This is a genomic window from Celeribacter arenosi, from assembly GCF_039539485.1.
GTDB classification, from domain to species: Bacteria; Pseudomonadota; Alphaproteobacteria; order Rhodobacterales; family Rhodobacteraceae; genus Celeribacter; species Celeribacter arenosi.
In genome coordinates this window covers 175,613-200,524 of record NZ_BAABDF010000003.1, presented here as the reverse complement: position 1 = coordinate 200,524, position 24,912 = coordinate 175,613, and the positions used below count along the sequence as shown (strand labels likewise).

20 protein-coding genes are annotated in these 24,912 nt (G+C 56.8%); 13 read left to right on the top strand and 7 right to left on the bottom strand.

Annotated elements, in window-relative coordinates; genetic code table 11:
• Positions 1 to 20 precede the first annotated feature (20 nt).
• Both ABD815_RS03175 and infB read left to right on the top strand, forming a co-directional pair.
• The gene (locus ABD815_RS03175) at positions 21 to 653 is read left to right on the top strand and encodes an RNA-binding protein (protein WP_344843344.1); all 633 of its coding nucleotides are present in this window, start codon (positions 21 to 23) and stop codon (positions 651 to 653) included.
• The gene (gene infB, locus ABD815_RS03170) at positions 650 to 3,166 is read left to right on the top strand and encodes a translation initiation factor IF-2 (protein ID WP_344843340.1); all 2,517 of its coding nucleotides are present in this window, start codon (positions 650 to 652) and stop codon (positions 3,164 to 3,166) included. Before ABD815_RS03175 ends, infB begins: the two co-directional genes overlap by 4 nt.
• Before the next feature lie 377 nt (positions 3,167 to 3,543).
• On the opposite strand, the gene mutT is transcribed toward infB, so the two are convergent.
• Genes mutT through ABD815_RS03155 form a run of 3 tightly spaced genes read right to left on the bottom strand, consistent with a single transcriptional unit; the run spans position 3,544 to position 6,052 of the window.
• On the bottom strand, positions 3,544 to 3,942 hold the full coding sequence (gene mutT / locus ABD815_RS03165) for an 8-oxo-dGTP diphosphatase MutT (RefSeq protein ID WP_344843338.1): 399 nt from the start codon (positions 3,940 to 3,942) through the stop codon (positions 3,544 to 3,546).
• The gene (argJ, locus tag ABD815_RS03160; RefSeq protein ID WP_344843335.1) at positions 3,939 to 5,183 is read right to left on the bottom strand and encodes a bifunctional glutamate N-acetyltransferase/amino-acid acetyltransferase ArgJ; all 1,245 of its coding nucleotides are present in this window, start codon (positions 5,181 to 5,183) and stop codon (positions 3,939 to 3,941) included. The genes mutT and argJ overlap by 4 nt, the downstream gene beginning before the upstream one ends.
• Before the next feature lie 17 nt (positions 5,184 to 5,200).
• The gene (locus tag ABD815_RS03155; protein WP_344843332.1) at positions 5,201 to 6,052 is read right to left on the bottom strand and encodes a peptidylprolyl isomerase; all 852 of its coding nucleotides are present in this window, start codon (positions 6,050 to 6,052) and stop codon (positions 5,201 to 5,203) included.
• A gap of 179 nt (positions 6,053 to 6,231) precedes the next feature.
• Here ABD815_RS03155 and secA point away from each other — a divergent pair, with 179 nt between their 5' ends.
• The 3 genes from secA (at position 6,232) to ABD815_RS03140 (ending at position 11,616) form a co-directional block, all read left to right on the top strand.
• Positions 6,232 to 8,925 carry a preprotein translocase subunit SecA gene (gene secA, locus ABD815_RS03150; protein ID WP_344843329.1) on the top strand — a complete coding sequence of 898 codons (2,694 nt, stop codon included), beginning with the start codon at positions 6,232 to 6,234 and terminating at the stop codon, positions 8,923 to 8,925.
• 138 nt (positions 8,926 to 9,063) lie between these two features.
• Complete coding sequence (locus tag ABD815_RS03145; RefSeq protein WP_344843326.1) at positions 9,064 to 10,029, top strand: hypothetical protein; 966 nt, start codon at positions 9,064 to 9,066, stop codon at positions 10,027 to 10,029.
• Positions 10,030 to 10,062: 33 nt separating this feature from the next.
• The gene (locus ABD815_RS03140) at positions 10,063 to 11,616 is read left to right on the top strand and encodes a phosphate ABC transporter substrate-binding/OmpA family protein (RefSeq protein WP_344843324.1); all 1,554 of its coding nucleotides are present in this window, start codon (positions 10,063 to 10,065) and stop codon (positions 11,614 to 11,616) included.
• On the opposite strand, the gene radC is transcribed toward ABD815_RS03140, so the two are convergent.
• From radC to dnaK, 3 genes are all read right to left on the bottom strand, one after another.
• Positions 11,613 to 12,380 carry a RadC family protein gene (gene radC / locus ABD815_RS03135; RefSeq protein WP_344843321.1) on the bottom strand — a complete coding sequence of 256 codons (768 nt, stop codon included), beginning with the start codon at positions 12,378 to 12,380 and terminating at the stop codon, positions 11,613 to 11,615. The two genes, ABD815_RS03140 and radC, sit on opposite strands and share 4 nt — an antisense overlap.
• Before the next feature lie 64 nt (positions 12,381 to 12,444).
• Positions 12,445 to 13,590 carry a molecular chaperone DnaJ gene (gene dnaJ / locus ABD815_RS03130; protein ID WP_344843318.1) on the bottom strand — a complete coding sequence of 382 codons (1,146 nt, stop codon included), beginning with the start codon at positions 13,588 to 13,590 and terminating at the stop codon, positions 12,445 to 12,447.
• Between the two features lie 73 nt (positions 13,591 to 13,663).
• On the bottom strand, positions 13,664 to 15,583 hold the full coding sequence (gene dnaK / locus ABD815_RS03125) for a molecular chaperone DnaK (protein WP_344843316.1): 1,920 nt from the start codon (positions 15,581 to 15,583) through the stop codon (positions 13,664 to 13,666).
• Between the two features lie 240 nt (positions 15,584 to 15,823).
• Between dnaK and ABD815_RS03120 the strand changes: the two genes are divergently transcribed.
• Positions 15,824 to 16,402 carry an alpha-ketoglutarate-dependent dioxygenase AlkB family protein gene (locus ABD815_RS03120; protein WP_344844245.1) on the top strand — a complete coding sequence of 193 codons (579 nt, stop codon included), beginning with the start codon at positions 15,824 to 15,826 and terminating at the stop codon, positions 16,400 to 16,402.
• A gap of 3 nt (positions 16,403 to 16,405) precedes the next feature.
• Here the strand turns inward: ABD815_RS03120 and ABD815_RS03115 are convergent, their stop codons facing one another.
• Positions 16,406 to 17,224 (bottom strand): ABC transporter permease, encoded by an 819-nt coding sequence (locus ABD815_RS03115; RefSeq protein ID WP_344843315.1) that lies wholly within the window; start codon positions 17,222 to 17,224, stop codon positions 16,406 to 16,408.
• 129 nt (positions 17,225 to 17,353) lie between these two features.
• Here ABD815_RS03115 and cysQ point away from each other — a divergent pair, with 129 nt between their 5' ends.
• The 7 genes from cysQ (at position 17,354) to ABD815_RS03080 (ending at position 24,909) form a co-directional block, all read left to right on the top strand.
• Positions 17,354 to 18,151: a 3'(2'),5'-bisphosphate nucleotidase CysQ gene (cysQ, locus tag ABD815_RS03110; RefSeq protein WP_344843312.1), complete on the top strand. Its 798-nt coding sequence runs from the start codon at positions 17,354 to 17,356 to the stop codon at positions 18,149 to 18,151.
• Positions 18,151 to 18,951 (top strand): 3-deoxy-manno-octulosonate cytidylyltransferase, encoded by an 801-nt coding sequence (locus ABD815_RS03105; RefSeq protein WP_344843309.1) that lies wholly within the window; start codon positions 18,151 to 18,153, stop codon positions 18,949 to 18,951. Before cysQ ends, ABD815_RS03105 begins: the two co-directional genes overlap by 1 nt.
• 182 nt (positions 18,952 to 19,133) lie before the next feature.
• Positions 19,134 to 20,033: a UTP--glucose-1-phosphate uridylyltransferase gene (locus ABD815_RS03100; RefSeq protein ID WP_344843306.1), complete on the top strand. Its 900-nt coding sequence runs from the start codon at positions 19,134 to 19,136 to the stop codon at positions 20,031 to 20,033.
• Positions 20,034 to 20,039: 6 nt separating this feature from the next.
• Complete coding sequence (gene galE, locus ABD815_RS03095) at positions 20,040 to 21,026, top strand: UDP-glucose 4-epimerase GalE (RefSeq protein WP_344843305.1); 987 nt, start codon at positions 20,040 to 20,042, stop codon at positions 21,024 to 21,026.
• A gap of 117 nt (positions 21,027 to 21,143) precedes the next feature.
• On the top strand, positions 21,144 to 22,064 hold the full coding sequence (locus ABD815_RS03090; protein ID WP_344843303.1) for a glycosyltransferase family 2 protein: 921 nt from the start codon (positions 21,144 to 21,146) through the stop codon (positions 22,062 to 22,064).
• 119 nt (positions 22,065 to 22,183) lie between these two features.
• Entirely contained in the window at positions 22,184 to 23,215 is a 1,032-nt protein-coding gene (locus ABD815_RS03085; RefSeq protein WP_425549833.1) for a glycosyltransferase family 2 protein, read from the top strand.
• Complete coding sequence (locus ABD815_RS03080; RefSeq protein WP_344843297.1) at positions 23,212 to 24,909, top strand: DUF5927 domain-containing protein; 1,698 nt, start codon at positions 23,212 to 23,214, stop codon at positions 24,907 to 24,909. Before ABD815_RS03085 ends, ABD815_RS03080 begins: the two co-directional genes overlap by 4 nt.
• Positions 24,910 to 24,912 lie beyond the last annotated feature (3 nt).

The window sequence follows — 24,912 nt, the reverse complement described above, 5'->3', positions numbered from 1 at the left end:
TCGATTCGAAGGGAATTTGAATGACCCGTGGTGGGCACTCGACAACTGATACGGATCTGGAACGTCGCTGCATTGTGACGCGTGAAGCGTCGCCGCGCAGTGGCCTGATCCGTTTTGTTGTCGGCCCCGACGGGCAACTGGTTCCCGATTTGTCGGAAAAGCTGCCGGGCCGCGGGATTTGGGTCACTTCAGACCGCGCGGCATTGAACGAGGCGGTATCGAAAAAACTATTCGCCAAAGCTGCGCGAAGTGATGTCGCGGTCCCTGACGGGCTCGCAGATCTCATGGAGGCGGCATTGGCAAAGCGCGTTGTGCACCTCATCTCGTTGGCCCGAAAAGCGGGCGACGCGGTGTGCGGTTTCGAGAAGGTCAAAAGCTGGCTCTCGAACGACGCGGTGAAAGTTCTATTGCAGGCCTCAGACGGGTCTGCACGCGGCAAAGGTAAGCTTTGGACGCCGGAAGGAGCACGATGGTTCGGCCATCTGACCTCGGCTGAATTGGGTTTGGCATTTGGGCGCGAAAGTGTGATACATGGCGCGCTCGCACGTGGCGGCCTCGCAACACGTGTTGTTGAGGAAGCTACTCGTCTGATGGGCGTGCGCGAGATGATCGGTGACGAAGGCGTCATCGGAAAGGGTAAGACGACGAAATGAGCGATACTGACGGCAAAAAAACACTCGGCCTTCGCGGCGGTCCTGGTTCGGTAAAACAAAGCTTTTCCCACGGGCGCACGAAGAATGTTGTGGTGGAGACCAAGCGTAAGCGGGTTGTCGTGCCAAAAGCTGCTGGTGCCGCACCACGGCCCGCGCATTCGGCCGCTGCGGCATCCGCAAGCGGATCCAAGCGCCCTGCCGGGATTTCCGAATCTGAAATGGAACGCCGCATGAAGGCACTGGCTGCGGCCAGAGCGTCCGAAGCAGGCGAAGCCAAACAACGCGCTGAAGACGAAAAGGCACGCGAAGAAGAGCGTGAGCGTCGCCGTCGCGAGATTGAAGATAAAGCCCGTGAAGACGCGGAGCGCGAAGCCGCCCTCAAAGCAAAAGAGGAAGAAGAGGCGCGCGCAAAACGTGAGGCAGAGGCTGCGAAAACGCGCAAGCCCGCAGCCAAGCCGCAGGAAGTCGATGATCCGGCAGCCGCACAGGCCGTTCTTCAGAACAAAGAAAAACAAGCCGAGCGTGGTGGTCGCGCAGCACCTGGTGTGCCGCCGCGTGGTCACGATGGTGACGACAAATCCCGCAATAACCGTGGCAAGGGTGACGACAACCGTCGCTCTGGCAAGCTGACCGTCAAGCAGGCTCTTGATGGCCGCGAAGGCGGACGTCAGCGGTCAATGGCTGCGATGAAGCGCAAACAGGAACGCATGCGCCAAAAGGCGATGGGCGGAAATGAGCCGCGTGAAAAGGTTGTCCGTGACGTTCAGGTGCCGGAAACGATTCTCGTGTCCGAATTGGCGAACCGTATGGCCGAACGGTCTGCGGATGTGGTGAAGTCGCTCATGAATATGGGCATGATGGTTACCCAGAACCAGCCGATCGATGCGGATACAGCGGAATTGATCGTTGAAGAATTCGGCCACCGGTTCCAGCGCGTTTCTGACGCCGACGTCGAAGATGTCATCCTGCAGATCGTGGACGAAGACGAGTCTCTCAAACCGCGTCCGCCGGTCATCACCATCATGGGTCACGTTGACCACGGTAAGACATCGCTGCTCGATGCGATCCGCAAAACACATGTGACCTCCGGCGAAGCTGGCGGGATCACCCAGCACATCGGCGCCTATCAGGTGACGACAGAGGGTGGCACTGTCTTGTCGTTCCTCGACACGCCCGGCCACGCGGCGTTCACATCCATGCGGGCCCGTGGTGCGCAGGTAACCGACATTGTGGTTCTTGTGGTTGCAGCCGACGACTCGGTCATGCCGCAGACGATCGAAGCCATCAACCACGCGAAAGCGGCCAAAGTGCCGATGATCGTGGCGATCAACAAATGCGACAAACCGGATGCGGACCCCAACAAGGTGCGTACCGAATTGCTGCAGCACGAAGTTGTCGTCGAAGCGATGTCGGGTGAAGTTCAGGATGTTGAGGTCTCCGCGATCAGCGGTCAGGGCCTCGATGAACTGTTGGAAGCGATTGCGCTGCAGTCCGAGATTCTCGAACTCAAAGCCAACCCAGATCGTGCCGCTGAAGGCGCTGTCATCGAAGCTCAGCTGGATGTAGGTCGTGGCCCCGTTGCGACGGTTCTGGTCCAAAAAGGCACGCTGCGTCAGGGCGACATCTTCGTCGTGGGCGAACAGTGGGGCAAGGTGCGCGCACTGGTGAACGACAAAGGCGACCGCGTTGAAGAAGCTGGTCCGTCTGTGCCCGTCGAGGTTCTCGGCCTGAATGGCACACCGGAAGCCGGTGATGTGCTCAACGTTGTGGACACCGAAGCACAGGCCCGTGAAATCGCGGAATACCGCGAGCAGGCTGCAAAAGACAAACGCGCCGCAGTTGGCGCCGCGACCACGCTCGATCAGCTTCTCGCCAAGGCGAAAGCAGATGAAACCGTGGCCGAGTTGCCAATCCTCGTGAAAGCCGACGTGCAGGGTTCTGCCGAGGCGATCATTCAGGCAATGGAGAAAATCGGCAACGATGAGGTGCGCGTTCGCGTCCTTCACTCCGGCGTTGGCGCCATCACCGAAAGCGATATCGGTCTGGCCGAGGCGTCTGGTGCGCCGGTCATCGGGTTCAACGTGCGTGCAAACGCGCCGGCCCGGAATGCCGCGAACCAGAAGGGCGTGGAAATCCGCTACTACAGCGTGATCTACGATCTCGTCGACGACGTCAAAGCAGCGGCCTCTGGTCTCCTGTCTGCCGAAATCCGCGAGAACTTCATCGGCTACGCGAAGATCAAAGAGGTCTTCAAGGTGTCCGGTGTCGGCAAAGTTGCGGGTTGTATCGTTACCGAAGGTGTGGCGCGCCGCTCCGCCGGTGTCCGTCTGCTTCGCGACGATGTTGTGATCCACGAAGGCACGCTGAAAACACTCAAGCGCTTTAAAGACGAAGTGAAGGATGTTCAGTCCGGACAGGAATGTGGCATGGCGTTTGAAGCCTATGACGACATCCGTCCCGACGATGTAATCGAGATCTTCGAGCGTGAAGAAATCGAGCGCAATCTTACCTGATCAGGTTCTATAGAAATGCAAAAGGCGGGCTGAAGAGCCCGCCTTTTTTGATTCTGGATCGAAGTGACCTTAGATCAAGCGACCTTGGTCGTGCGAGAGATCGGTTTGCCTTCAAACGTCTTCTCACCAACGCGTACAACGACGTTTCCGTTGGATTCTTCGCGGACGAACATGCCCTGCACTGAAATATATTTACCTAGCGAAATAGAACGCAACATGTTCGGTATCCCCCCGAGGGTTTATGATTGTTTGAAAATTTTACGACAATTTTAAGGAGATATCATTTACAAATTTCAGACAATTCGCGTTTTTTCGCGCAAATGTTAATCATTTCGACCAACTTTCGCCGCTGTTTGGAGTTTCTGCATTGCAGAAAACTATAAAACGTCGCGCAGAATCGGAATCAGTGGGATGTCCGCAGGGGGCATTTCATAGTCACGAAGCTCGTTAACCCGCGCCCAAGCGAGCGTCTGACCCTCTTTGGGGACGGGTGTGCCGTTCCATTTCCGGCAAACGAAAAGCGGCATCAAGAGATGAAAATCTGCGTAGGCGTGCGACGCGAAAGTGAGCGGCGACAAACAGGAATTCCACGTCTCAATCCCGAGCTCTTCATGTAGCTCGCGCACAAGGGCCGCTTCGGGTGTCTCGCCGGGTTCAACTTTCCCGCCCGGAAACTCCCAAAGGCCTGCCATGGACTTTCCTGCGGGACGCTGGGCCAAAAGAATGCGCCCGTCGGTGTCGACGAGCGCCACGGCCGACACCAATATGATTTTCACGACCGATAGTCCGCGTTGATTTCGATATAGCCGTGGGTCAAATCGCAAGTCCACATCACAGCTTCGCCGGAACCGAGACCCAGATCCACGCGGATCAGGATGTCTTCGTTCTTCATATGTGCGGCCCCTGCGTCCTCGGAATAATCTGGCGACACCCATCCGTTTTCTGCGACCAAGACGTCACCGAAACGAATTGAAAGCAGGTCACGATCGGCCTGTGCGCCGGACTTTCCAACTGCCATGACGATGCGTCCCCAGTTCGGGTCCTCACCTGCCAAGGCCGTCTTCACCAATGGTGAGTTCGCAATGGCGAGGGCTACTTTGCGAGCATCGCTGTTGGAGGCTGCGCCGCTGATGCGGACTTCGACGAATTTGGACGCGCCTTCTCCGTCGCGTACGACCTGATGGGCAAGATCGAGCATGACATCGCGAAGAGCACCGTAGAAGGCATCGCAAACCGCAGTGCCACCCTGAATGCTGTCGGCTGCAGAGGTGCCCGTTGCCGCCATTAACAGCGTATCGGACGTAGACGTGTCGCTATCCACGGTAATGCAGTTGAAGGTTTCATTTGTGGCGCGCGTGACGAGGTCCTGCAAAAGGCGTTGTGAGATTTTCGCATCGGTAAACATGTAGACCAACATGGTCGCCATATCGGGTGCGATCATGCCGGAACCCTTGGCGATGCCGACGATTTTTATCTCACCACCGGTTCCCGAAACGGTCGCTTGGGCACCTTTGGGAAATGTGTCGGTTGTCATGATTGCGCGTGCGGCGTCGGAGATACCATCGTCGCGTAGGCCGGATTTCAACTCGCCGAGTACATTGGTGATCCGCTCCCATTTGAGTGGCTCGCCGATCACCCCCGTGGAGGAGGAGAATACCCGTTGGGGCGAAAGACCGAGCGTTTCGGCCACAGCGCCGGTGATTTTCCCGACCGCCTCCATCCCGTTTTTGCCGGTGAAGGCGTTGGAATTGCCCGCGTTGATCACGATGGCGGCCCCGCCATCGGTTGGGCCATCAATTTTGTCCTGACAGTCGAGAACCGCGGCCGACCGTGTTGCTGAGGACGTGAATGTGCCCGCCATGACGGTCCCGTCGACCAATTCGATCAACGTGACGTCTTTGCGTCCTTTGTAGCGAACGCCGGCTTCGATGCTGGAAAAACGGACGCCTTCAATGATGGGCAGTGACGGAAAGCCGCCCTTTGGCGCAAGTGGTGAGACGTGGGTAATCTTGGCCATAGGGCGGTCCTTGGAAATCAATTCTTCAGCAACTGGTCCATGCGAAGTGCAGCGGGGTCAATACCTTCCGAAAGCGAAACGTCAGCATTGGCAACCAAATCTTCGATTGCTTTGCTGATGGCAGCCTCCTGAAGATCGGATGCCAGTTCGTCACGCATTTCGTCGAGCGTCGGAGCCTCGGCCAAACGGGTTTCAGAGAGCTGGATGACGTGGAAACCGAACTGCGTTTGCACGGGGGTCTGCGAGAAGGTGTTTGGCTCCATCGCAACCACGGCTTCCTCGAACGGTGCGACCATCATGCCGGCCCCAAACCAGCCAAGATCACCGCCGTTCGGGCCGGAAGGTCCGGTGGATTTCTCACGCGCGAGCGTTGCGAAATCTGCGCCGCCTTTGAGCTCTTCGATAACTGCAATCGCGTCTTCTTCGGACTCGAGCAGGATATGGGCGGCGTGATATTCACGGCCCGGTTCGAATTCTGCAAACCGCGCGTCATAGGCAGACTGCAGGTCGGTTTCCGAAATAGCTTCGTCCGCAATACGTTCGAGGGCTGCACCAGCCATCAGCACACGTTCCTGGTTCTGGAGCTGGGTGAGCAGGCTTTCATCAGGCTCGGAGATCGTCTGTTTAAGCAATTCCTGTTGGACCAGCTGATTGACGAGCCCATCATAGAGCTGTGCGTCGGGCATGGTTTGATACTGTTCCGGCAGGACCATTCGTGCCGCAATGACATTGGCCAATGTGATCTCGGTTCCATTTACGGTCGCGATCACGGTGTCCGCGCTCATCTCAGTTTCTTGTGCGCGTGCTGAAAAGGCCACAGCAATTGCGGCAGTCAGCGCTAATGCGGTCACGGTTTTGCGAGAAAACATGGGAAATTCCTTCCTGCCGACCGTCTAAACCGGCGCGGCGTTGACACTTATGGGGCGGACCCTTACATCGCGATAGGTCACAATGAGGAGCCGTTCGCCCGTGTTTTATGGGGTGGCGCGCAGCGGGGCAATCCCCTCCTCACACACGATCCTGTCAGGGCGCATCGAGCGGAGAAACTATGCTAGGCATCGGCACACTCGCGAAAAAGGTCTTCGGAACCCCGAATGACCGCATGATCAAGTCGACCCGTCCGCTGGTCGCGCAGATAAACGCACTCGAACCCGAGTTCGAGAAACTCGATGACGCTGGACTGATCGCGAAGACGCAAGAATTCAAAGACCGTGTCGCCAAGGGTGAAAGTCTGGATTCATTGTTGCCCGAGGCCTTTGCGAACTGTCGCGAAGGCGCGCGTCGTGCGCTGGGCCTGCGCGCATTTGATACCCAGTTGATGGGCGGGATTTTCCTCCATCAGGGCAACATCGCAGAGATGAAGACCGGCGAAGGTAAAACGCTCGTCGCGACCTTCCCGACATATCTGAACGCGCTGACCGGTAAGGGTGTTCATGTTGTGACGGTCAACGAATACCTCGCCCGCCGTGATGCCGACTGGATGAGCAATGTGTTCGAAGCGCTGGGCATGTCCTGTGGCGCGATCTACAGCCAGCAGCCCGAAGACGAAAAGCGGGCTGCCTATGCCTCAGACGTCACATACGCCACCAACAACGAACTCGGCTTTGATTACCTGCGCGACAACATGCGCTCGTCGCTTGATCAGATGGTTCAGCGCGCGCATTCCTTCGCCATCGTCGATGAAGTTGACTCGATCCTTATTGATGAGGCGCGCACGCCGCTGATTATTTCCGGACCGTCCGATGACCGCTCGGAACTTTACCAATCGGTGAACATGCTCATTCCCGAACTTCAGGATGAGCATTACGAACTCGACGAGAAGACGCGCCAGATTTCGTTTACCGAAGAAGGCAACGAGTTTCTCGAGAAGCGCCTGATTTCAGCCGGACTATTGTCGGAAAACCAGTCGCTCTACGATCCCGAGAGCACGACCATCGTTCACCACGTGAACCAGGGTCTGCGCGCGCACAAGCTGTTCCAGAATGGCGTGCACTATATCGTGCGCAACGGCGAAGTGATGCTGATCGACGAATTCACCGGACGTATGATGTCTGGTCGCCGGATGTCCGAGGGCCTGCACCAGGCCATCGAAGCGAAAGAGGGCGTCGCAATTCAGCCCGAAAACATCACCATGGCTTCGGTGACGTTCCAGAACTACTTCCGCCTTTACGAAAAGCTGGCCGGTATGACCGGCACGGCTGCGACCGAGGCCGAAGAATTCATGGAAATCTACAAACTCGGTGTGGTCGAAATCCCGACAAACCGCCCGATCGCACGTGTGGATGAGCACGACCGTGTCTACCGCACGGAACGCGAAAAGGTCGCGGCGATCATTGAATCGATCAAAGAAGCGCATGCAAAGGGTCAGCCGGTTCTTGTCGGCACCACGTCGATCGAGAAATCGGAAGAGCTCTCCGAGTTGTTGAAATCCGTGGATCTGCCACACAACGTTCTCAACGCGCGCCACCATGAACAGGAAGCCCAAATCGTGGCCGATGCCGGTAAATTCGGTGCCGTCACGATTGCGACCAACATGGCCGGTCGCGGGACCGACATTCAGCTCGGTGGTAATGTTGATCTGAAAGTCATGGATGCTCTGGCCGCCGACCCCGAGGCCGATCCCGAAGCGGTGCGTCAACGGATCGAAGCCGAACATGCCGAAGAGAAAAAGAAGGTTCTCGAGGCGGGTGGTCTGTATGTTTTGGGCACGGAACGTCACGAATCCCGCCGTATCGATAACCAGTTGCGCGGTCGTTCCGGACGTCAGGGCGACCCTGGCCGGTCCTTGTTCTTCCTGTCGCTCGAAGACGATCTTATGCGCATATTTGGCTCCGACCGTTTGGACAAAATGCTGTCGTCTCTGGGCATGGAAGAAGGCGAAGCCATCGTTCACCCATGGGTGAACAAATCACTCGAAAAAGCCCAAGCGAAAGTCGAAGGACGTAACTTCGATATCCGCAAACAGCTTTTGAAGTTTGACGATGTCATGAACGACCAGCGGAAAGTTGTCTTCTCGCAGCGTCGTGAGATCATGGAATCCAAGAACGTTGGCGAAATCGTCTCCGACATGCGCCACGAAGTGATCGAAGACCTCGTTGCCGAAGCCATTCCGCCGCGTTCATATCCCGACCAGTGGAATGTCGAGAAACTCGCAGAATCGCTGCGCGAGACGATGAACGTGGATTTGCCGGTTCAGGAATGGGCGGACGAAGAGGGGGTCGACGACGATGTGATTGTCGAACGCATTTCCGAAGCGTCGGATGCTATGATGGCCGAAAAGACCGAAGCTTTCGGGCTCGACCAGATGCAGCAGATTGAAAAGCAGTTCCTGCTCAACACGATTGACGGCAAGTGGCGCGAGCATCTTTTGACGCTTGAACATTTGCGTAGCGTGATCGGGTTCCGTGGGTACGCGCAGCGCGACCCGCTCAACGAGTATAAGAACGAGAGCTTCCAGCTTTTTGAGACCATGCTCGACAGTCTACGCGTCGAAGTGACATCCAAACTGTCGCGCGTCCGTCCGATGACGGAAGAAGAGCGACTCGCCATGGTTCAACAGGTTCAGGCGCAGCAACAGGCGATTGCCGCCGCTGCGGGTCAGGGCGACGCAGAGGCGGCTCCCGAACCTCTCATTGCAGAGTTTGACGAAAGCGATCCGTCTTCTTGGGGGAACCCTGGCCGCAACGATGCGTGCCCATGTGGGTCCGGCAAGAAATTCAAACATTGTCACGGAGCGGTCTGAACCCGTCCCGTCATTTGATTAGGGTGACCGTTTCCATTCAAGAAACGGTCACTTTTCCGACACGCATCGTCCGTATTGCCGCCGGAATAGCTAATTAGCTCTTATTCCTGACACGTTAGGGATTGGAGATTGGAAACCATGCAAAAGGGAAAATACGTCACAGCGACGCTATCTCTCTTCGCGGCTTTTGCGATTGGGCATTTCATGCAGAACGGCGGCGCCACTGCCGCGCGGGTCGAATCCGATGCAGCCAAGCCCGCCCCCGTAGAATCCATGACCGCAGAGAACTTCTCTGCACCAGTGATTGCATCATCTGTGCCGTTTCTTGTTCCTGAACCATTTGGCCCTGCACACTCAACATTGGCCGCGCTGCACACAGGCGGCGACGTGACCATTCAGTTGACGGATGAAAGCCACGATCCGTTCTCCATCACGTGTTCCACCGATTTGGACATTACGCCATTGGACTCCGGTTTTGTTCAGCTGGCTCTCGCGGCGCCGTGTTTGCCCAATGAAGCGGTCGAAATTTCTCACCTTGGTCTCGAATTCACGATTCACACAGATGACCTTGGTAGTGCCAAGGTTGTTGTTCCCGCGCTCGCGTCTCGCGCTACGTTCAAGGCGCAATTCCGTTCCGGTCTCGTTGAAAATGCAGCCATCGATCTTGCCAGCGACGCACACCCGTCCCGATTTGTCGTTCAATGGTCGGGTCGTACCGGGCTGGCTCTTCATGCTTTTGAGGGCGGCGCCAAGTTTGGTGATCCCGGACATGTATGGTCCTCAGGGCAGGCGCTATCTGAAATGAGCGGTCAGCTTGAAGGGCACTTGTCCATTCTCGGCGATGATCCATCTGCAACCCGCGCATTGGTTTACAGCTACCCAACCCAATCGGCCCTTTCGGGCAAAAACATCGCGCTCATGGTCGAAGCAGAGATTCTTCCGGAGACATGCGGTGGTGAAATCACGGGTCGCATGTTGGAGGCCGGAGCAAACGGTGTGCTGCACCAAGAGCTCTTCACCGTAAACGTGCCCGAGTGCGATACGGTTGGCGGCTTTATCCAGTTGAAAAACTTCGCGACAGAGCCGAAACTCGCTCAAAATTGATCGCGTAGCGGTCGCGGAGCGAGGCTTGGAAACATGTTTAAATCAAGTGCGGCGATTCTCGCCGCATTTCTGTTTCTGTATTTGCCCGCTGGCGCGCTCAGTGCGCAGGACGTGACGCTCACCGCGCGTGACGGGTCGATGGAAATTGATGGGCACCTGCGCGGCTTTGACGGTGAGTTTTACCGGATAGAGACCGACGTTGGCGTGCTTACCGTCGATAGCGCTGGTGTGCGGTGCGATGGTCCTGCCTGCCCTGATATCCTTGATTATGTTGCGACAGTTCGCATTTCCGGTGACCCTCGTGTGGTCGGAAATGTGGTCCCGGCCCTGTTGTCGTCATTTGCCTCACGCGCAGGTCTGAAAACTGCGCAGGAAGGTGACACAGTCACCCTTGTTGATGAGACAACGGGTGGCGGTATCGCAAATTTCACGCTTTCCCAGACATCCAACGCAGAAGGCTTTGCAGATCTTCTGACCGAGAACGGTGATATCGTGGCGAGTACGCGTGAGATCACGCAGCGTGAAAATGAAATGGCGAGGCAGGCCGGGGTTGGTGATCTGACCGATCCTTTCAGGGCCCGTGTCGTTGCGCTGGATGCGCTTGTCCCTATCGTGTCACGGTCCAATACACTCGGGGCCGTATCGGTTCGCGATCTCGCGCGTTTGTTTGCCGGAGAAGTCACGAATTGGAACGAGATCTCGCAGCGCGATGCGCCCGTCGTGTTGCATTTACATCAGGACGATGTTGAGCGTCGGGGTCCCTTTTGGCGGTTGGTGATGTCGCCCTACGACCAGCCGCTGTCCGAGCAGGTTGTGCTGCACACCTCCTACGAAACCCTGTCGGACGCGGTGGAGGCGGACCCTTACGCGATTGGAATTGGCCGGCTGTCCCAGCGCGGAGAGGTGGGCACCCTGTCGGTGAGTGGGGGGTGTGGGTTCTTCGCGGATGCCGCGCCGATGGATGTGAAGACCGAGGACTATCCGATGACGCGTCCGGTTTTCTTTTACACACCCGCGCGGCGGTTGCCGAAAGTGGCACGCGACTTTTTGGACTTTGTGGTGTCGCCTGCCGCCCAGATTGTGATCGCGCGCACCGCTTTTGTGGATCAGGGTGTCGAGGAACTGTCGTTTCGCGTTCAGGGTCGCCGGTTTGCCAATGCCATTGCTCAATCGGGGGAAGAAGTCAGCCTCGACGATATCAAAAACGTCACAGGCGCACTGCAAGGTGCAAAGCGCCTGACATTGGGTTTTCGTTTTGAGGATGGTTCTGTCCGCCTAGACGCGCCGTCACGTTCGAACGCGCTGCAGTTGGCGGGGTTGCTGGAAGCGGGTGTGTATGACGGGCGGTCTCTTTTGTTCGCCGGGTTTTCGGATGGAAACGGCAGCGCGTCCGTCAACCAAACGCTTTCGACACGGCGCGCGCAGGCTGTGCGCGATACCGTCCTAGCCGCCGTGAACGACACGTTTGATGCGACAAGGGTGACGATTGAGGCGCAAGGCTACGGAGAGGTTATGCCGCTTGCCTGCGATGATGTGGGATGGGGCAGGTCGCTCAACCGCCGCGTGGAGGTTTGGGTACGCGACTAGAGATAGCCTGCACCACGAAAACTCAGCTCGGTCGATTTTCCGATAATGAGATGGTCGTGCAGTTGGATATCCAAAGCCTCGGCAGCGTCGCGAATTTGGTTGGTCATTGTGACATCCGCCTCGGACGGGGTTGGATCGCCCGACGGGTGATTGTGGACCAAAATGATGGCCGAGGCATTGAGTTCGAGTGCGCGTTTAACAACCTCGCGCGGGTAGACGGGAACATGATCGACCGTCCCTTTCCCCTGTTCTTCGTCGGCGATGAGCGTGTTCTTTCGGTCGAGATAGAGCACACGGAATGTTTCGGTTTCACGGTGCGACATCGTCGTGTGGCAGTAGTCCAGAACCGCCTGCCAACTCGAGATTACGGGCCGCTGCATGACGCGTGCGCGGGCAAGTCGATGAGCGGCCGCTTCGACAATTTTGAGTTCCTGCGCGACAGGAAGATCAACGCCTTCCACCTCTGTCAGTCGGGCGAGAGGTGCAGAAATGACCCTGTTATAGTCCCCGAATGCAGCGATCAATGCGGCGGCAATAGGTTTGACATCCGCGCGCGGCAAGGCGCGATAAAGGATCAGTTCGAGCAATTCAAAGTCCGGCATTGCCTGAGCGCCGCCGGAGAAGAAACGTTCCTCCAGCAGTTTTCGATGATCGCGCAGGTAGCTTGGTGGACGAGACGGCATCGCAACGGGTCGCGCCTCATCGAGGTCGAACAACCATTGTGGCATTTCTCGAAACTCAGAGGGGCGGGACGGATGTGTCATGCCACAATCCATGTCCCGATTCGCTGAATATCCGGTTAATCTGCATTAACCGAGAACAGCGATGTCACCCTTTGACGCCATCCCAGAAGCTTTTGACCTTCTTGAAGAAAGAAGAGCTTTCAGGATTGTTGTCTTCACTGAGCTTTTCAAACTCACGAAGGAGTTCTTTCTGGCGCGAGGTCAGATTCACTGGCGTTTCGACCGCCAGTTCGATCATCATGTCGCCCTGACCCTGTCCGCGCAGCATTGGCATGCCTTTCCCGCGCAGACGCATTTGCCGGCCGGATTGGCTACCCTGTGGAATTTTCACGCGCGAACGTCCGCCGTCGATCGTGGGAACCTCGATATCACCCCCCAACGCAGCGGTGCCCATGGATACAGGGACCGAGCAATGGAGATTGATGCCGTCGCGTTCAAAAATCGGGTGAGGTTGGACCTCAACAAAGATGTAAAGATCGCCCGTAGGTCCGCCACGCAGGCCCGCTTCGCCTTCACCGGCGAGACGGATTCGCGTACCGGTTTCAACGCCCGCAGGAATGTTGACCGACAGAGCGCGCTCTTTCTCTACCCGCCCTGCGCCGCGACAAACGGTGCAGGGGTCTTTGATTGTCTGGCCAAGGCCCCCACAGGTCGGGCATGTCCGCTCGACCGTGAAAAAGCCCTGCTGTGCACGCACTTTACCCATCCCCGAACATGAGGGGCATGTCTGCGGCTCTGACCCGCCTGCTGCGCCTGTGCCACTGCATGAACCACAGGAGACGGACGTCGGAACGTTGACGGTTTTCTGCGTTCCGCTGTAGGCCTCTTCGAGCGTGACGCGCATATCGTAGCGCAGGTCGGAGCCGCGTTGCGCACGCGAACGCGCGCCGCCACGAGGGCCGCCCATAAAGTCGCCAAAAAGGTCGTCGAACACATCGGAGAACGCCGAGGCGAAATCGCCGTGCTGTTGGCCGCCAAATCCGCCACGCGCACCCATTCCACCCTGTTCGAAAGCGGCATGACCGTAGCGGTCGTATGCGGCCTTTTTCTCGGGATCTTTGAGTGTGTCGTAGGCCTCGCTCAGCTCTTTGAACTTGGCCTCCGCTTCAGGGTTGTCCTTGTTGCGGTCGGGGTGAAATTCCATCGCTTTTTTGCGATAGGCTTTCTTTAGCGTGCCATCATCAACGCCGCGATCGACGCCGAGAACTTCGTAATAGTCGCGTTTAGCCATGGATTAAATCCTCCGGGAACGCGATGGCCGACCCTCACAGTAAGAGGGCCGGCCAATCGTCCCCAATCGCAATTTACGACCGTTTGCTATCGTCGAGGTCTTCGAAGTCGGCATCAACGATGTCGTCATCGACAGAAGACGGACCGTCTTCGACGTCCATATCATCGCCGTTTCCGGCTTTCGCTTGATCCGCTTTGTAGATCGCTTCACCAAGTTTCATAGCGGCCTCGGTCACGTTCTGAACGCCAGAACGGATTTTGCTCGCATCGTTGGTTTCGAGCTGATCCTTGAGCGCGGCGATTGCGAGTTCGATTGCCTCGACCGTGGTCGGGTCAACTTTGTCGCTGTGCTCTTCGATGGATTTCTCCGTCGAATGGATGAGGCTCTCTGCCTGGTTCTTGGCTTCGACGAGCTCTTTGCGTTCCTTATCGGACTCGGCATTCGCTTCGGCGTCTTTCACCATTTTGTCGATGTCCTCGTCGGACAAACCGCCCGAGGCCTGAATGGTGATTTTGTGCTCTTTGTTCGTGCCTTTATCCTTGGCGCCAACTTCGACGATACCGTCGGCGTTGATGTCAAAGGTCACTTCGATCTGTGGCATGCCGCGCGGTGCCGGCGGGATACCTTCGAGGTTGAACTGGCCGAGCATCTTGTTGTCAGCCGCCATTTCACGTTCGCCCTGGAAAACGCGCAGGGTTACAGCGGACTGGTTGTCCTCTGCGGTCGAGAAGATCTGCGACTTTTTCGTCGGGATCGTCGTGTTGCGGTCGATGAGGCGCGTAAATACACCACCGAGAGTTTCGATGCCGAGCGACAGAGGTGTCACGTCGAGCAGAAGCACGTCTTTGACGTCGCCCTGAAGTACGCCGGCCTGAATTGCGGCGCCCATGGCGACCACTTCGTCAGGGTTCACACCTTTGTGCGGCTCTTTACCGAAGAACTTGGTAACCTCATCGATGACCCGCGGCATGCGTGTCATACCACCGACCAGAACGACTTCGTCGATGTCAGAGGTGGACAGGCCTGCGTCTTTGAGAGCCGCTTTGCACGGATCCATAGAGCGCTTGATGAGGTCGGACACGAGGCTTTCGAGCTTTGCGCGGGTCAGTTTGACCACAAGGTGCAAAGGCTGGCCTGTGCTGGGCTCCATCGAGATGAACGGCTGGTTGATTTCCGTCTGGCTCGAAGAGGACAGTTCGATCTTTGCTTTCTCGGCAGCTTCTTTCAGACGCTGCAGCGCCATCTTGTCTTTGGTCAGGTCGACGCCGTGTTCTTTTTTGAACTCGTCAGCGAGGTAGCCGACGATACGCATGTCGAAGTCTTCACCACCGAGGAACGTGTCACCGTTTGTGGCCTGAACTTCGAAGACGCCATCGCCGAGTTCGAGAATGGTTACGTCAAAGGTACCGCCGCCGAGGTCATAGACCGCGATGGTTTTGGTTTCTTCTTTGTCGAGACCATAGGCCAGAGCAGCAGCTGTCGGTTCGTTGATGATACGTAGCACTTCGAGACCGGCAATTTTGCCTGCGTCTTTGGTGGCCTGACGCTGAGCGTCGTTGAAGTATGCGGGCACGGTGATCACGGCCTGGGTAACTTCCTCGCCGAGGTAGCTTTCAGCCGTTTCTTTCATCTTGCCCAGAATGAAGGCGGAGATTTGCGAAGGGGAGTATTTGTCACCCTTCACTTCCACCCATGCGTCACCATTGCCACCATCGATGATGGCGTAAGGAACGAGGTTTTTATCTTTTTCCACTTCGGCGTCGCCCATGCGGCGGCCGATGAGACGTTTAACGGCGAAAACGGTGTTCTCGGGGTTGGTCACTGCCTGACGTTTGGCGGCTTGACCGACCAGACGTTCGCTGTCGGTGAAACCAACGATCGAAGGCGTCGTGCGCGCCCCTTCGGAGTTTTCGATGACGCGCGGTTGCGCGCCGTCCATGATGGCGACGCAGGAGTTTGTAGTCCCGAGGTCGATACCGATGACTTTTGCCATGCTAGAATATCCTCTCTTGGCGATATGTTAACGAGGGGCCCGTTTCGGCACCCGCCGTCGATCCCATTGTTTAGAGAGACCGGATGGCCCGATCTCACGCTTCAGGGGGTATATAAGGAGGCCTTTGAGGCCCTGCAAGTTTCGCCGCGTGCGTGAAAAGAACAAAAATGAAGAGAATTGGGAGAAATGCCGTTGAGATTGCCAAACATTAACGGATTCGCGGCTTCCGAACTGCGCGGGATGCGTGTTTTCGGCGGACTTCTCGATGCAGAGGCGCAGGAGCGCGTCGTCGCGGATTTGCGTGACGTAACGGCGGCTGCGCCACTTTTTTCGCCCGTAACGCCGTCCGGCAAGGCGATGTCGGTTCGGATGACTTCGGCGGGACGTTTCGGATGGGTCAGCGACAGTCGGGGATATCGCTACAGCGAGACGCATCCCGATGGTGTGGCTTGGCCTGCGATTCCACAAAGCGTGCGCAATATCTGGGACGCGGTGAGCGGGACGGCGCGTGAACCCGAATGCTGCCTGATCAATTTCTATGGTCCAGAGGCAAAAATGGGCATGCATCAGGACCGTGACGAAACTGATTTCACACAACCCGTTGTTTCGGTGTCTTTGGGGGATGATGCGCTTTTCCGAGTCGGCAATCGCACGCGGGGCGGAAAAACCGAGAGCATCTGGCTCAGGTCTGGCGATGTTGTCGTGATGGGGGGTGAGGCCCGCCTACTTTTTCACGGCGTTGACAGAATCGCCGAAGGCACGTCCACACTCCTTAAAAGCGCGGGTCGTATAAATCTGACTCTACGGGTTGTGAGTTAGGACCTAGCGTGCCGACCAGCTGAGCGAGGCGCGACGGCGGGTGAAGAATTCAGCCAAAAGCCCGATCGTGAGGAAGGTCAGAGAGAAATAGATGGGATACATCAACGAACTGTAGTGCGGCGAATAATTGACGAAGGTGTATCCGCGTGCCTGATCGATGGTGTGAAAGAGCGGGTTCCACGTGAACATGGACAGAATGAAGGTTGGTGTTTGGTTGGCCACAAACATCTTGCCGGACGCGATCATATTGGCGCGGGTGTAAAAGGTTTGCACCAATCCTACGCCGCGCGGTGCCCAAGGCTTCGCCGCGAGGAAAACCATGCCGATCGCCGCCCCTGAAAACCATGCCAGCAACAGCATTCCGGCGGCTCCGGCGGGGTTTTGAAATTCGCCCCCATTCCAGCCAAGCCGGTAAATCGTAAGGATCACGATAGCTGCCAGAACCTGTGTGTAGAGCGAGGATAGCGCGGCGGAGGCGACGGCGATCATCGTGTTCATCGGCGCGTGTTGCATCATCGGGGATGTCGCATTCTCGGCGCCCGCAACGGCGGCGAGAGCTTTGTTGTGCGTCAGGAACAGGAAGATGCCCGAGAGAATGTAGAGGATAAAGTCGCCCCGAATGGCCGCGCCGCGTAGACCAAGGATCGTGAACATGAAAACGAACACAGAGACGAGAATCATCGTTTGTAGCACGCTGATAATCAGCCCCATCAGCGGATTGCCATGGGATTTGCGCACGTGACGGACTGTGTTCACGAAGATCAGGCGCAGAATTTGAAAAGCGGCACTCAGGCCGCTGCTATTGCGTGTGTATTGGAACATTTAGCGCCGATTCTATGACTGCCCTGCAAGAAATAGCATGGTTTTCTTGCCGTTCTACTCACACGATAGCATAAGGAGCCGAATGATGTCACTCAATGCGGGTCTGTTCCCGTGTCTTAGGAGGTTCCGTTGGATTTCGAAAAATTAGTACCCGTAATGCGTCAACTTGCCATTGAGGCGGGGGAAAAGATCCTCGAGATCTACAACAGCGACGACTTTGAAGTGAAATCGAAGTCCGATGACAGCCCTGTGACCATCGCTGACGAAGCCGCTGATGCGCTCATCTCCGCTGGATTGCGGGCGGCGTTCCCGGATGTGCCCCTGATTACAGAGGAACAATCTGCGTCACATGACCTCAAGGCCACAACATTTTTGATCGTCGATCCGCTCGACGGCACCAAAGAATTCATCAAGCGGCGCGGCGATTTTACCGTGAACATCGCCTATGTCGAAAACGGTGTCCCGATCCGCGGTGTGGTGTTTGCGCCCGCGAAGGACCGTTTGTTCATCACTGATGCGACGGGCCAGAGTTATGAAGAAACGGGTAGTTTTGATCCGGCCGTGCCGGGCGACATGACCAAAATCTCGGTTTCTGAACCAGACAACGGTGCTCTGATGATAGTGGCGTCCAAGTCGCACCGCGATCAGGCGACCGAGGACTACATCAACAAATACAGCGTCAAAGACAGCAAGTCGGCGGGCTCGTCCCTGAAATTCTGTCTCGTTGCGACGGGCGAGGCCGATCTCTACCCCCGCGTGGGTCGCACGATGGAGTGGGACACGGCAGCCGGCCACGCCGTCCTGAGTGGCGCAGGTGGACACGTTGTGCGCTTTGACGACCACAGCCCGCTGGTCTACGGCAAAGAAGATTACGCCAACCCGTTCTTTATTGCCTATGCGCCCGGCGTAGAGTTGAAAAAGCCCTGATGTCTGTCCTCATCGTCATTCCGGCGCGCTACGCCTCCACGCGTTATCCCGGTAAACCGCTCGTCGAACTGACTGGCGCGACCGGCGAGAAAAAGACCCTGATCCAGCGCAGCTATGATGCTGCATGTGCGGTTAAGGGCGTGGATCGGGTCGTTGTTGCGACGGATGATGACCGTATCAAGGACGCGGCCGAAGCGTTCGGCGCAGAAGTTGTGATGACATCGCCGGACTGCGCAAATGGCACCGAACGCTGCGCCGAAGTAATTGAAACGCTCGGCGGTGGTTATGACATCGTCGTCAATCTGCAGGGCGACGCACCTCTTACGCCTGCGTGGTTTGTCGAAGATCTGGTGTCCGGTCTGCGAAACGATCCAATCGCGGAAGTGGCAACGCCGGTTCTGCGGTGTGACGGGCGCGCGCTCAATGACCTGTTGGACGATCGCCGCGCTGGGCGTGTTGGCGGGACAACTGCGGTATTCGGGGCCGACCACAAAGCGCTGTATTTCTCCAAGGAAGTGATTCCGTTTTGCGCGCAGACCTTTGAAGATGCGGCACCGACCCCGGTGTTTCACCATGTGGGAGTGTATGCCTATCGTCCGGCGGCCCTGAAATCCTATCCGACATGGGAGGCCGGACCGCTAGAGGGTCTTGAGGGTCTTGAACAGCTCAGGTTCCTCGAACGGGAACGTTCAGTGCTCTGTGTCGAAGTCGAAGCGCGGGGGCGTCAGTTCTGGGAATTGAACAATCCGCAGGATGTTTCACGCATCGAGTCGATGATGAATCAGATGGGTATTGCGTGAGTTATTATATGCCAACTGGTCAACAGTTGGGCGCTGATGCATATTGTTGTCGCAAAATTGCAAATCTGTGCCATTTGCCTGCCATGAATCGGCTCCATAGGTGAACCAAATGATTCCGAGGCGCATTACCACTACGGTTTGCATAGAATCGGGTCGATATGGTCCGAGGAGTAGGAGACGACATGAAACGTAAGGTAACGAAGGCGATTTTTCCCGTGGCCGGTTTGGGCACTCGGTTCCTTCCCGCGACAAAGTCCATTCCAAAGGAAATCATGACGCTGGTTGACCGCCCATTGATTCAATACGCGATCGATGAAGCGCGTGCGGCAGGCATCAAAGAATTTATTTTCGTAACCTCGCGCGGCAAGAGCGCGCTTGAGGATTACTTTGACCATTCACCGGTTCTCGAACAGGAGCTGCGCAAGAAGAGCAAAAGCGAACTTCTGGAGACGCTCAAAGCGACGAATATGGACAGCGGCGCCATCGCGTATATTCGCCAACACAAAGCGCTGGGCCTCGGTCACGCGGTGTGGTGTGCGCGTCGGTTGCTCGACCCGAAGGAAAGCTTTGCAGTCATTCTACCTGACGATGTCATCGCCGCTGATAAACCATGCCTTCAACAGATGGTTGAAGCCTACGAAGATATGGGCGGCGGTTCCATGGTCGCAGCGATGGAGGTCCCCACAGACAAAGTGTCGTCTTACGGCGTCCTCGACGTGAACGAGGACTTTGGGTCCACAGTGTCGGTCAAGGCGATGGTGGAAAAACCCGCGCCGGGCACAGAGCCATCGAATCTGGCCGTGATCGGCCGTTACATCCTGTCTCCTGACGTGATGCGCAATCTCAACAAGATGAAATCGGGTGCGGGTGGTGAAATCCAGCTTACCGATGCGATTGCAGATGAAATCGAGGCAAAACGCCCAGTCCACGGATTCCGTTTTAGCGGTCAGCGGTTCGATTGCGGATCCAAGGCGGGGTATCTGCAGGCGATGATTTCGTTTGCGTTGTCGCGTGATGATCTGCGCGATGAGCTGCAGGAATACCTCGACACGCTCAGCGCTGTTCGAACTGCGGCCCAGTAAACCTGTATGTCTGAAACAGTTCTCGTAACAGGCGGCGCCGGCTACATCGGGTCGCATGCCTGCAAAGCGCTCAGGTCTGCCGGCTACACGCCGGTGACATTTGATAACCTGTCCACAGGGTGGGAAGCCGCGGTTAAATTCGGTCCGTTTGAACAGGGAGATCTACTCGATCGCGCGCGCCTGGATGAAGTATTCCAAAAGCATCGCCCTGTCGCGGTTATGCATTTCGCGGCCTTCAGCCAGGTCGGCGAAAGCATGCAGGACCCCGGCAAATACTGGCGCAACAACGTTATCGGCTCTTTGACCTTGGTTGAGGCTGCGGTGGCGGCGGGTTGTCTGAACTTCGTCTTTTCGTCCACATGCGCGACCTATGGGGATCAGGACAACGTAGTTCTCGACGAGAATACTCCGCAGTTTCCGATCAATTCCTACGGCGCGTCGAAGAAGGCGATCGAGGATATCCTCGTGAACTTCGAACAGGCCTACGGCCTGAAGTCAGTGATTTTCCGCTACTTCAATGTTGCCGGATGCGATCCGGACGCCGAGGTTGGCGAGTTTCACCAGCCTGAGACGCACCTTATCCCGCTGATGCTCGACGCGATTGCGGGGAAACGGGATGCTTTGACGATTTTTGGCACCGACTATGAAACCCCCGACGGCACCTGCATTCGGGACTATGTGCATGTCTGCGATCTCGTCGATGCGCATGTTCTGGGTCTAAAATGGCTCGAAGGCGACAAAGGTAGCCGAGTATTCAACCTAGGTACCGGGTCCGGTTTCTCTGTGCGCGAGGTCGTCGATGAATCGCGGGCCGTTACGAATATGGAAGTGCCAATCGTCGAAGGCGCGCGCCGTGCGGGAGATTGCACCAAACTCGTTTCCGGCTCCGAGAGGGCGGTGACGGAATTGGGATGGCGGCCTGAACGTTCGACTCTTCCGTTGATGATTGCGGATGCGTGGAAATGGCACCAAACTGGCCATTACGACAAATAGGCCGGATGGGCCGACGGGCGGAGGTCGGCTTTCGTGAACAGTTATTTGCAGAAATACCGACTGCGAGTGAAGCGGAGGTATCTGCTGGCGCGTGCCCTGCGGCGGCGGCGACAACTTGTGCAGGTGACAGGCGAGCCAACCCGCGCCGCCAATGACATTCTCGGGTTTGTTTGCGTGCGCAACGAACTTGAGCGGCTCCCCTATTTTTTGAACCATCATCGCGCGATGGGGGTCGATCAGTTCTATATCGTCGACAATGGTAGCGACGACGGTACCGCGGAATATGCCACAAAGCAGCCCGATGTGACGCTGTTCTCCACGACCCAAAGTTATCGCGATGCCCGTTTCGGAATGGATTGGTTGAACGGGTTGTTGATGCGTTATGGCGCAGGGCATTGGTGTCTCACGCTGGATGCCGATGAGGCGCTGGTCATCCCCCACCAAGGCGCGCGCGATTTGCATGATCTCACCGCGTGGCTTGACGAACGAGGTGCCTTGTCGCTGCAAACGATCATGGTCGAACTCTACGCGAAGGGGCCGATAAGCCACGTCAGTTATACGCCGGGGCAACGCTTTGAGGAGGCGCTACCCTACTATGATGCCGCGGGATATCGGCGCGAAACACACCCCGTGTATGGCAACACCTCAATCAGGGGCGGCCCGCGGGAGCGCGTCTTTTTCCAAGAACGCCCTGATCTATCGCCGCATTTGCAGAAGACCCCGTTGATCAAATGGCATTGGCGGTATGCCTACGCGAGCTCGACCCATATCGCACTGCCGACCCGTCTCAATTCACAATCGATGCAATCCAAGATGCCCACGGGCGCGCTATTGCACGCTAAATTTCTGCCTGACGCCTTGGCAAAAACGCGCGCGGCGGCGATCCGAAAAGAGCATTTTACGAATCCTACGGATTACGACGCTTACTATGGCGCGCTCGCAAATGATCCGGACCTTTGGCACGAAGATGCTAAGACTTATGCGGGTTGGGAGGCGCTAGAATCAGAGGGCCTGATGGGTCGCGGCGATTGGCGTTGACCTGGCACCACATCATGGGTTGTTTACCCAATGGAAGAATAGCCCTAGTTATAAATAAAAAGTGCGGTGGATCATGTGCCATCGCGGACCTCGGCAGATGACGTATCTGCGTAGGTATAATGCGGGGAACGTGCGGACCATTGAATCGTTTCATTCGATATCGTCTCAGAATGCGGCGCAAGCAACGCCTTTGGCGTGCCTTTCGAAAAAGCCGCGAGTTGAGGTTTGTCCAAAACAACCTGTCGCATATCCGGCCCGATGACGTACTGCTGGTCTGCACCCTGCGAAACGAGCGCATCCGCCTGCCCTATTTCATGTCGTATTACCGCAAACTCGGCGTGTCGCATTTCCTGTTCATCGACAACGATAGCGACGATGGGTCCCGCGAATATCTGACCGGCCAACAGGATGTCACGCTCTGGCACACAACCGCGAGTTACAAGAAGGCACGTTTTGGCGTCCATTGGGTGAACTGGATTGCCCGAAAACACTGTCATGGGCATTGGACGCTGACCGTCGATCCGGACGAGTTCTTCATATTCCCGTTCTCGGACACGCGTCCGGTGAAGGCGTTGACAGATTGGCTGGATAGTTCAGGTCGACGGTCATTTCCGGCCATGTTGATTGACATGTACCCCAAGGGCCGGATCGATGCGCAGCCTTACCGCGAAGGCCAGAACCCGTTCGAGATCGCGCAGTGGTTCGACAGTGGCAACTACATGGTCAGCAAGAATGAAGACTATGGGAATCTCTGGATACAGGGCGGTCCCAGAGCGCGCGTGTTTTTCCACGAAGATCCCTACAACGCGCCGTCATTGAACAAGATCCCGCTGGTCAAATGGCACCGCTCTTATACCTACGTTCAGTCAACCCACATGCTCTTGCCGCGCGGGTTGAATGCGGTTTTTGATACCGAGGGTGGCGAGATGGCGGCGGGCGCGCTTTTGCACGCCAAGTTTCTGGATACCTTCGTGGAGAAGACGCAGGAAGAATTGCGTCGCCGCGAGCATTACGCGGGTAGCCGGGAATACCTCGCCTACAACAGCAGGCTGTCCGAGGATCCGGATCTTTGGTGCAACTGGTCTGAAAAATACATCAACTGGCGACAACTCGAGATTCTCGGCCTGATGTCCAAGGGAAACTGGGCATGAGTGTCGGCGTTGTCATGTTGGTCCACGCCGAGCTTCACCGCGCAGAACAGCTCGCGCGGCACTGGGCGGAGCAGGGCTGTCCGGTTGTGATTCATATCGACAAGAGGGTTTCGAAAGACATTTCGAGCCGGTTCATACAAAAGCTTGCCGATCTCGAGAACGTTTTGTTCTCCAAACGACATGCCTGCGAATGGGGCACGTGGTCCCTTGTAGCGGCATCGCAGGATGCATCGACCCTGATGCTCGAAAAGTTTCCCGAGGTGCAGCATGTCTACCTCGCGTCGGGGTCATGCCTTCCTCTCAGACCTGTCGGTGATTTGCAGACCTATCTTGCCGCGCGGCCCAACACGGATTTCATCGAAAGCGTAACGACGGAGGACGTGGTCTGGACAGTTGGCGGGCTCGATATCGAACGGTTTACGTTGCGCTTTCCGTTCTCGTGGAAACGTCGGCGCAGATTGTTTGATCGATATGTCGCTTTGCAACGCAGGCTCGGGTTCAAACGCCGCATTCCGGCAGGACTGGTTCCCCATATGGGATCGCAATGGTGGTGCCTGACGCGGGCGACACTCACGGCAATTCTCGAAGACCCAAACCGGCCCGTTTACGACAAATATTTCGAGCGCGTGTGGATCCCTGACGAAAGCTACTATCAGACCCTGGTTCGGCTGCATTCGAGCCAAGTCGAGAGTCGGACGTTGACGCTTTCGAAGTTTGATCATCAGGGCAAACCGCACGTTTTCTACGACGATCACTTGCAGCTTTTGCGCCGCTCGGATTGCTTTGTCGCGCGAAAGATTTGGCCCCATGCGGATCGTCTCTACGAGAGTTTTCTGGACCGCAAATCCAACCCGATGACGGGCGCCGAACCGAACCCGGGAAAAATCGACCGGATATTTGCAAAGGCGTTGGAGCGCCGCGTGATGGGGCGAGAAGGTCTCTACATGCAGAGCCGAATGCCGGGTCATGGTAAAGGCAATGGAAAAACCAGCGCAGGCTATTCGGTGTTCGAAGGTTTTGCGGACTTATACGAGGACTTCGAGCCTTGGCTGGTGCGGGTTTCGGGCGCGCGCGTCCACGGGCACCTCTACGCACCCGAGCGCGCCGAGTTTGCAGGCGGGCAGACGGCCTATTCTGGCGCCCTTACCGACCACGCGAAGTTGCGCGACTATAACCCCTGTGGATTTCTAACGTCGCTGATCTGGAACACACGCGGTGAACGGCAATGTTTTATGTTCGGGCCGCGCGACAACCAGGAAATCAACTGGATGATCGCGACGGATCCCAATGCGCAGATTTCCGTCATTGCGGGAGCTTGGGCTGTGTCCCTTTTTCGTGCGAACAAGCCGTTTGATGAAATTCGTCGCACGGCAGCGCGTTTGCAGAAGATTGAGGCCGAACACCTTAGCATTCTGCGCACGCAACACGTTAAGGCGCGCGTGCGGATATGGACCATGGCCGACTTTGTTGAGTCGCAATTGGAGCCATTACAAGCGATCATCGACGAGATCGGGCCACGTGACCATCGCCGCCTTACGGACCTACCGAAGCTTCGTGACCTCACAGGGTTTGGACAGTTCCTGCAAAATCTCAAAAATCAGGGTATGAATCCGCATCTGATGGGCGATTTTCCTGTTAATGGTCCCGTCGACGCGCCCGCGGATCGTCCGAAACGTCCTTACCTGGTGAAATAGCGC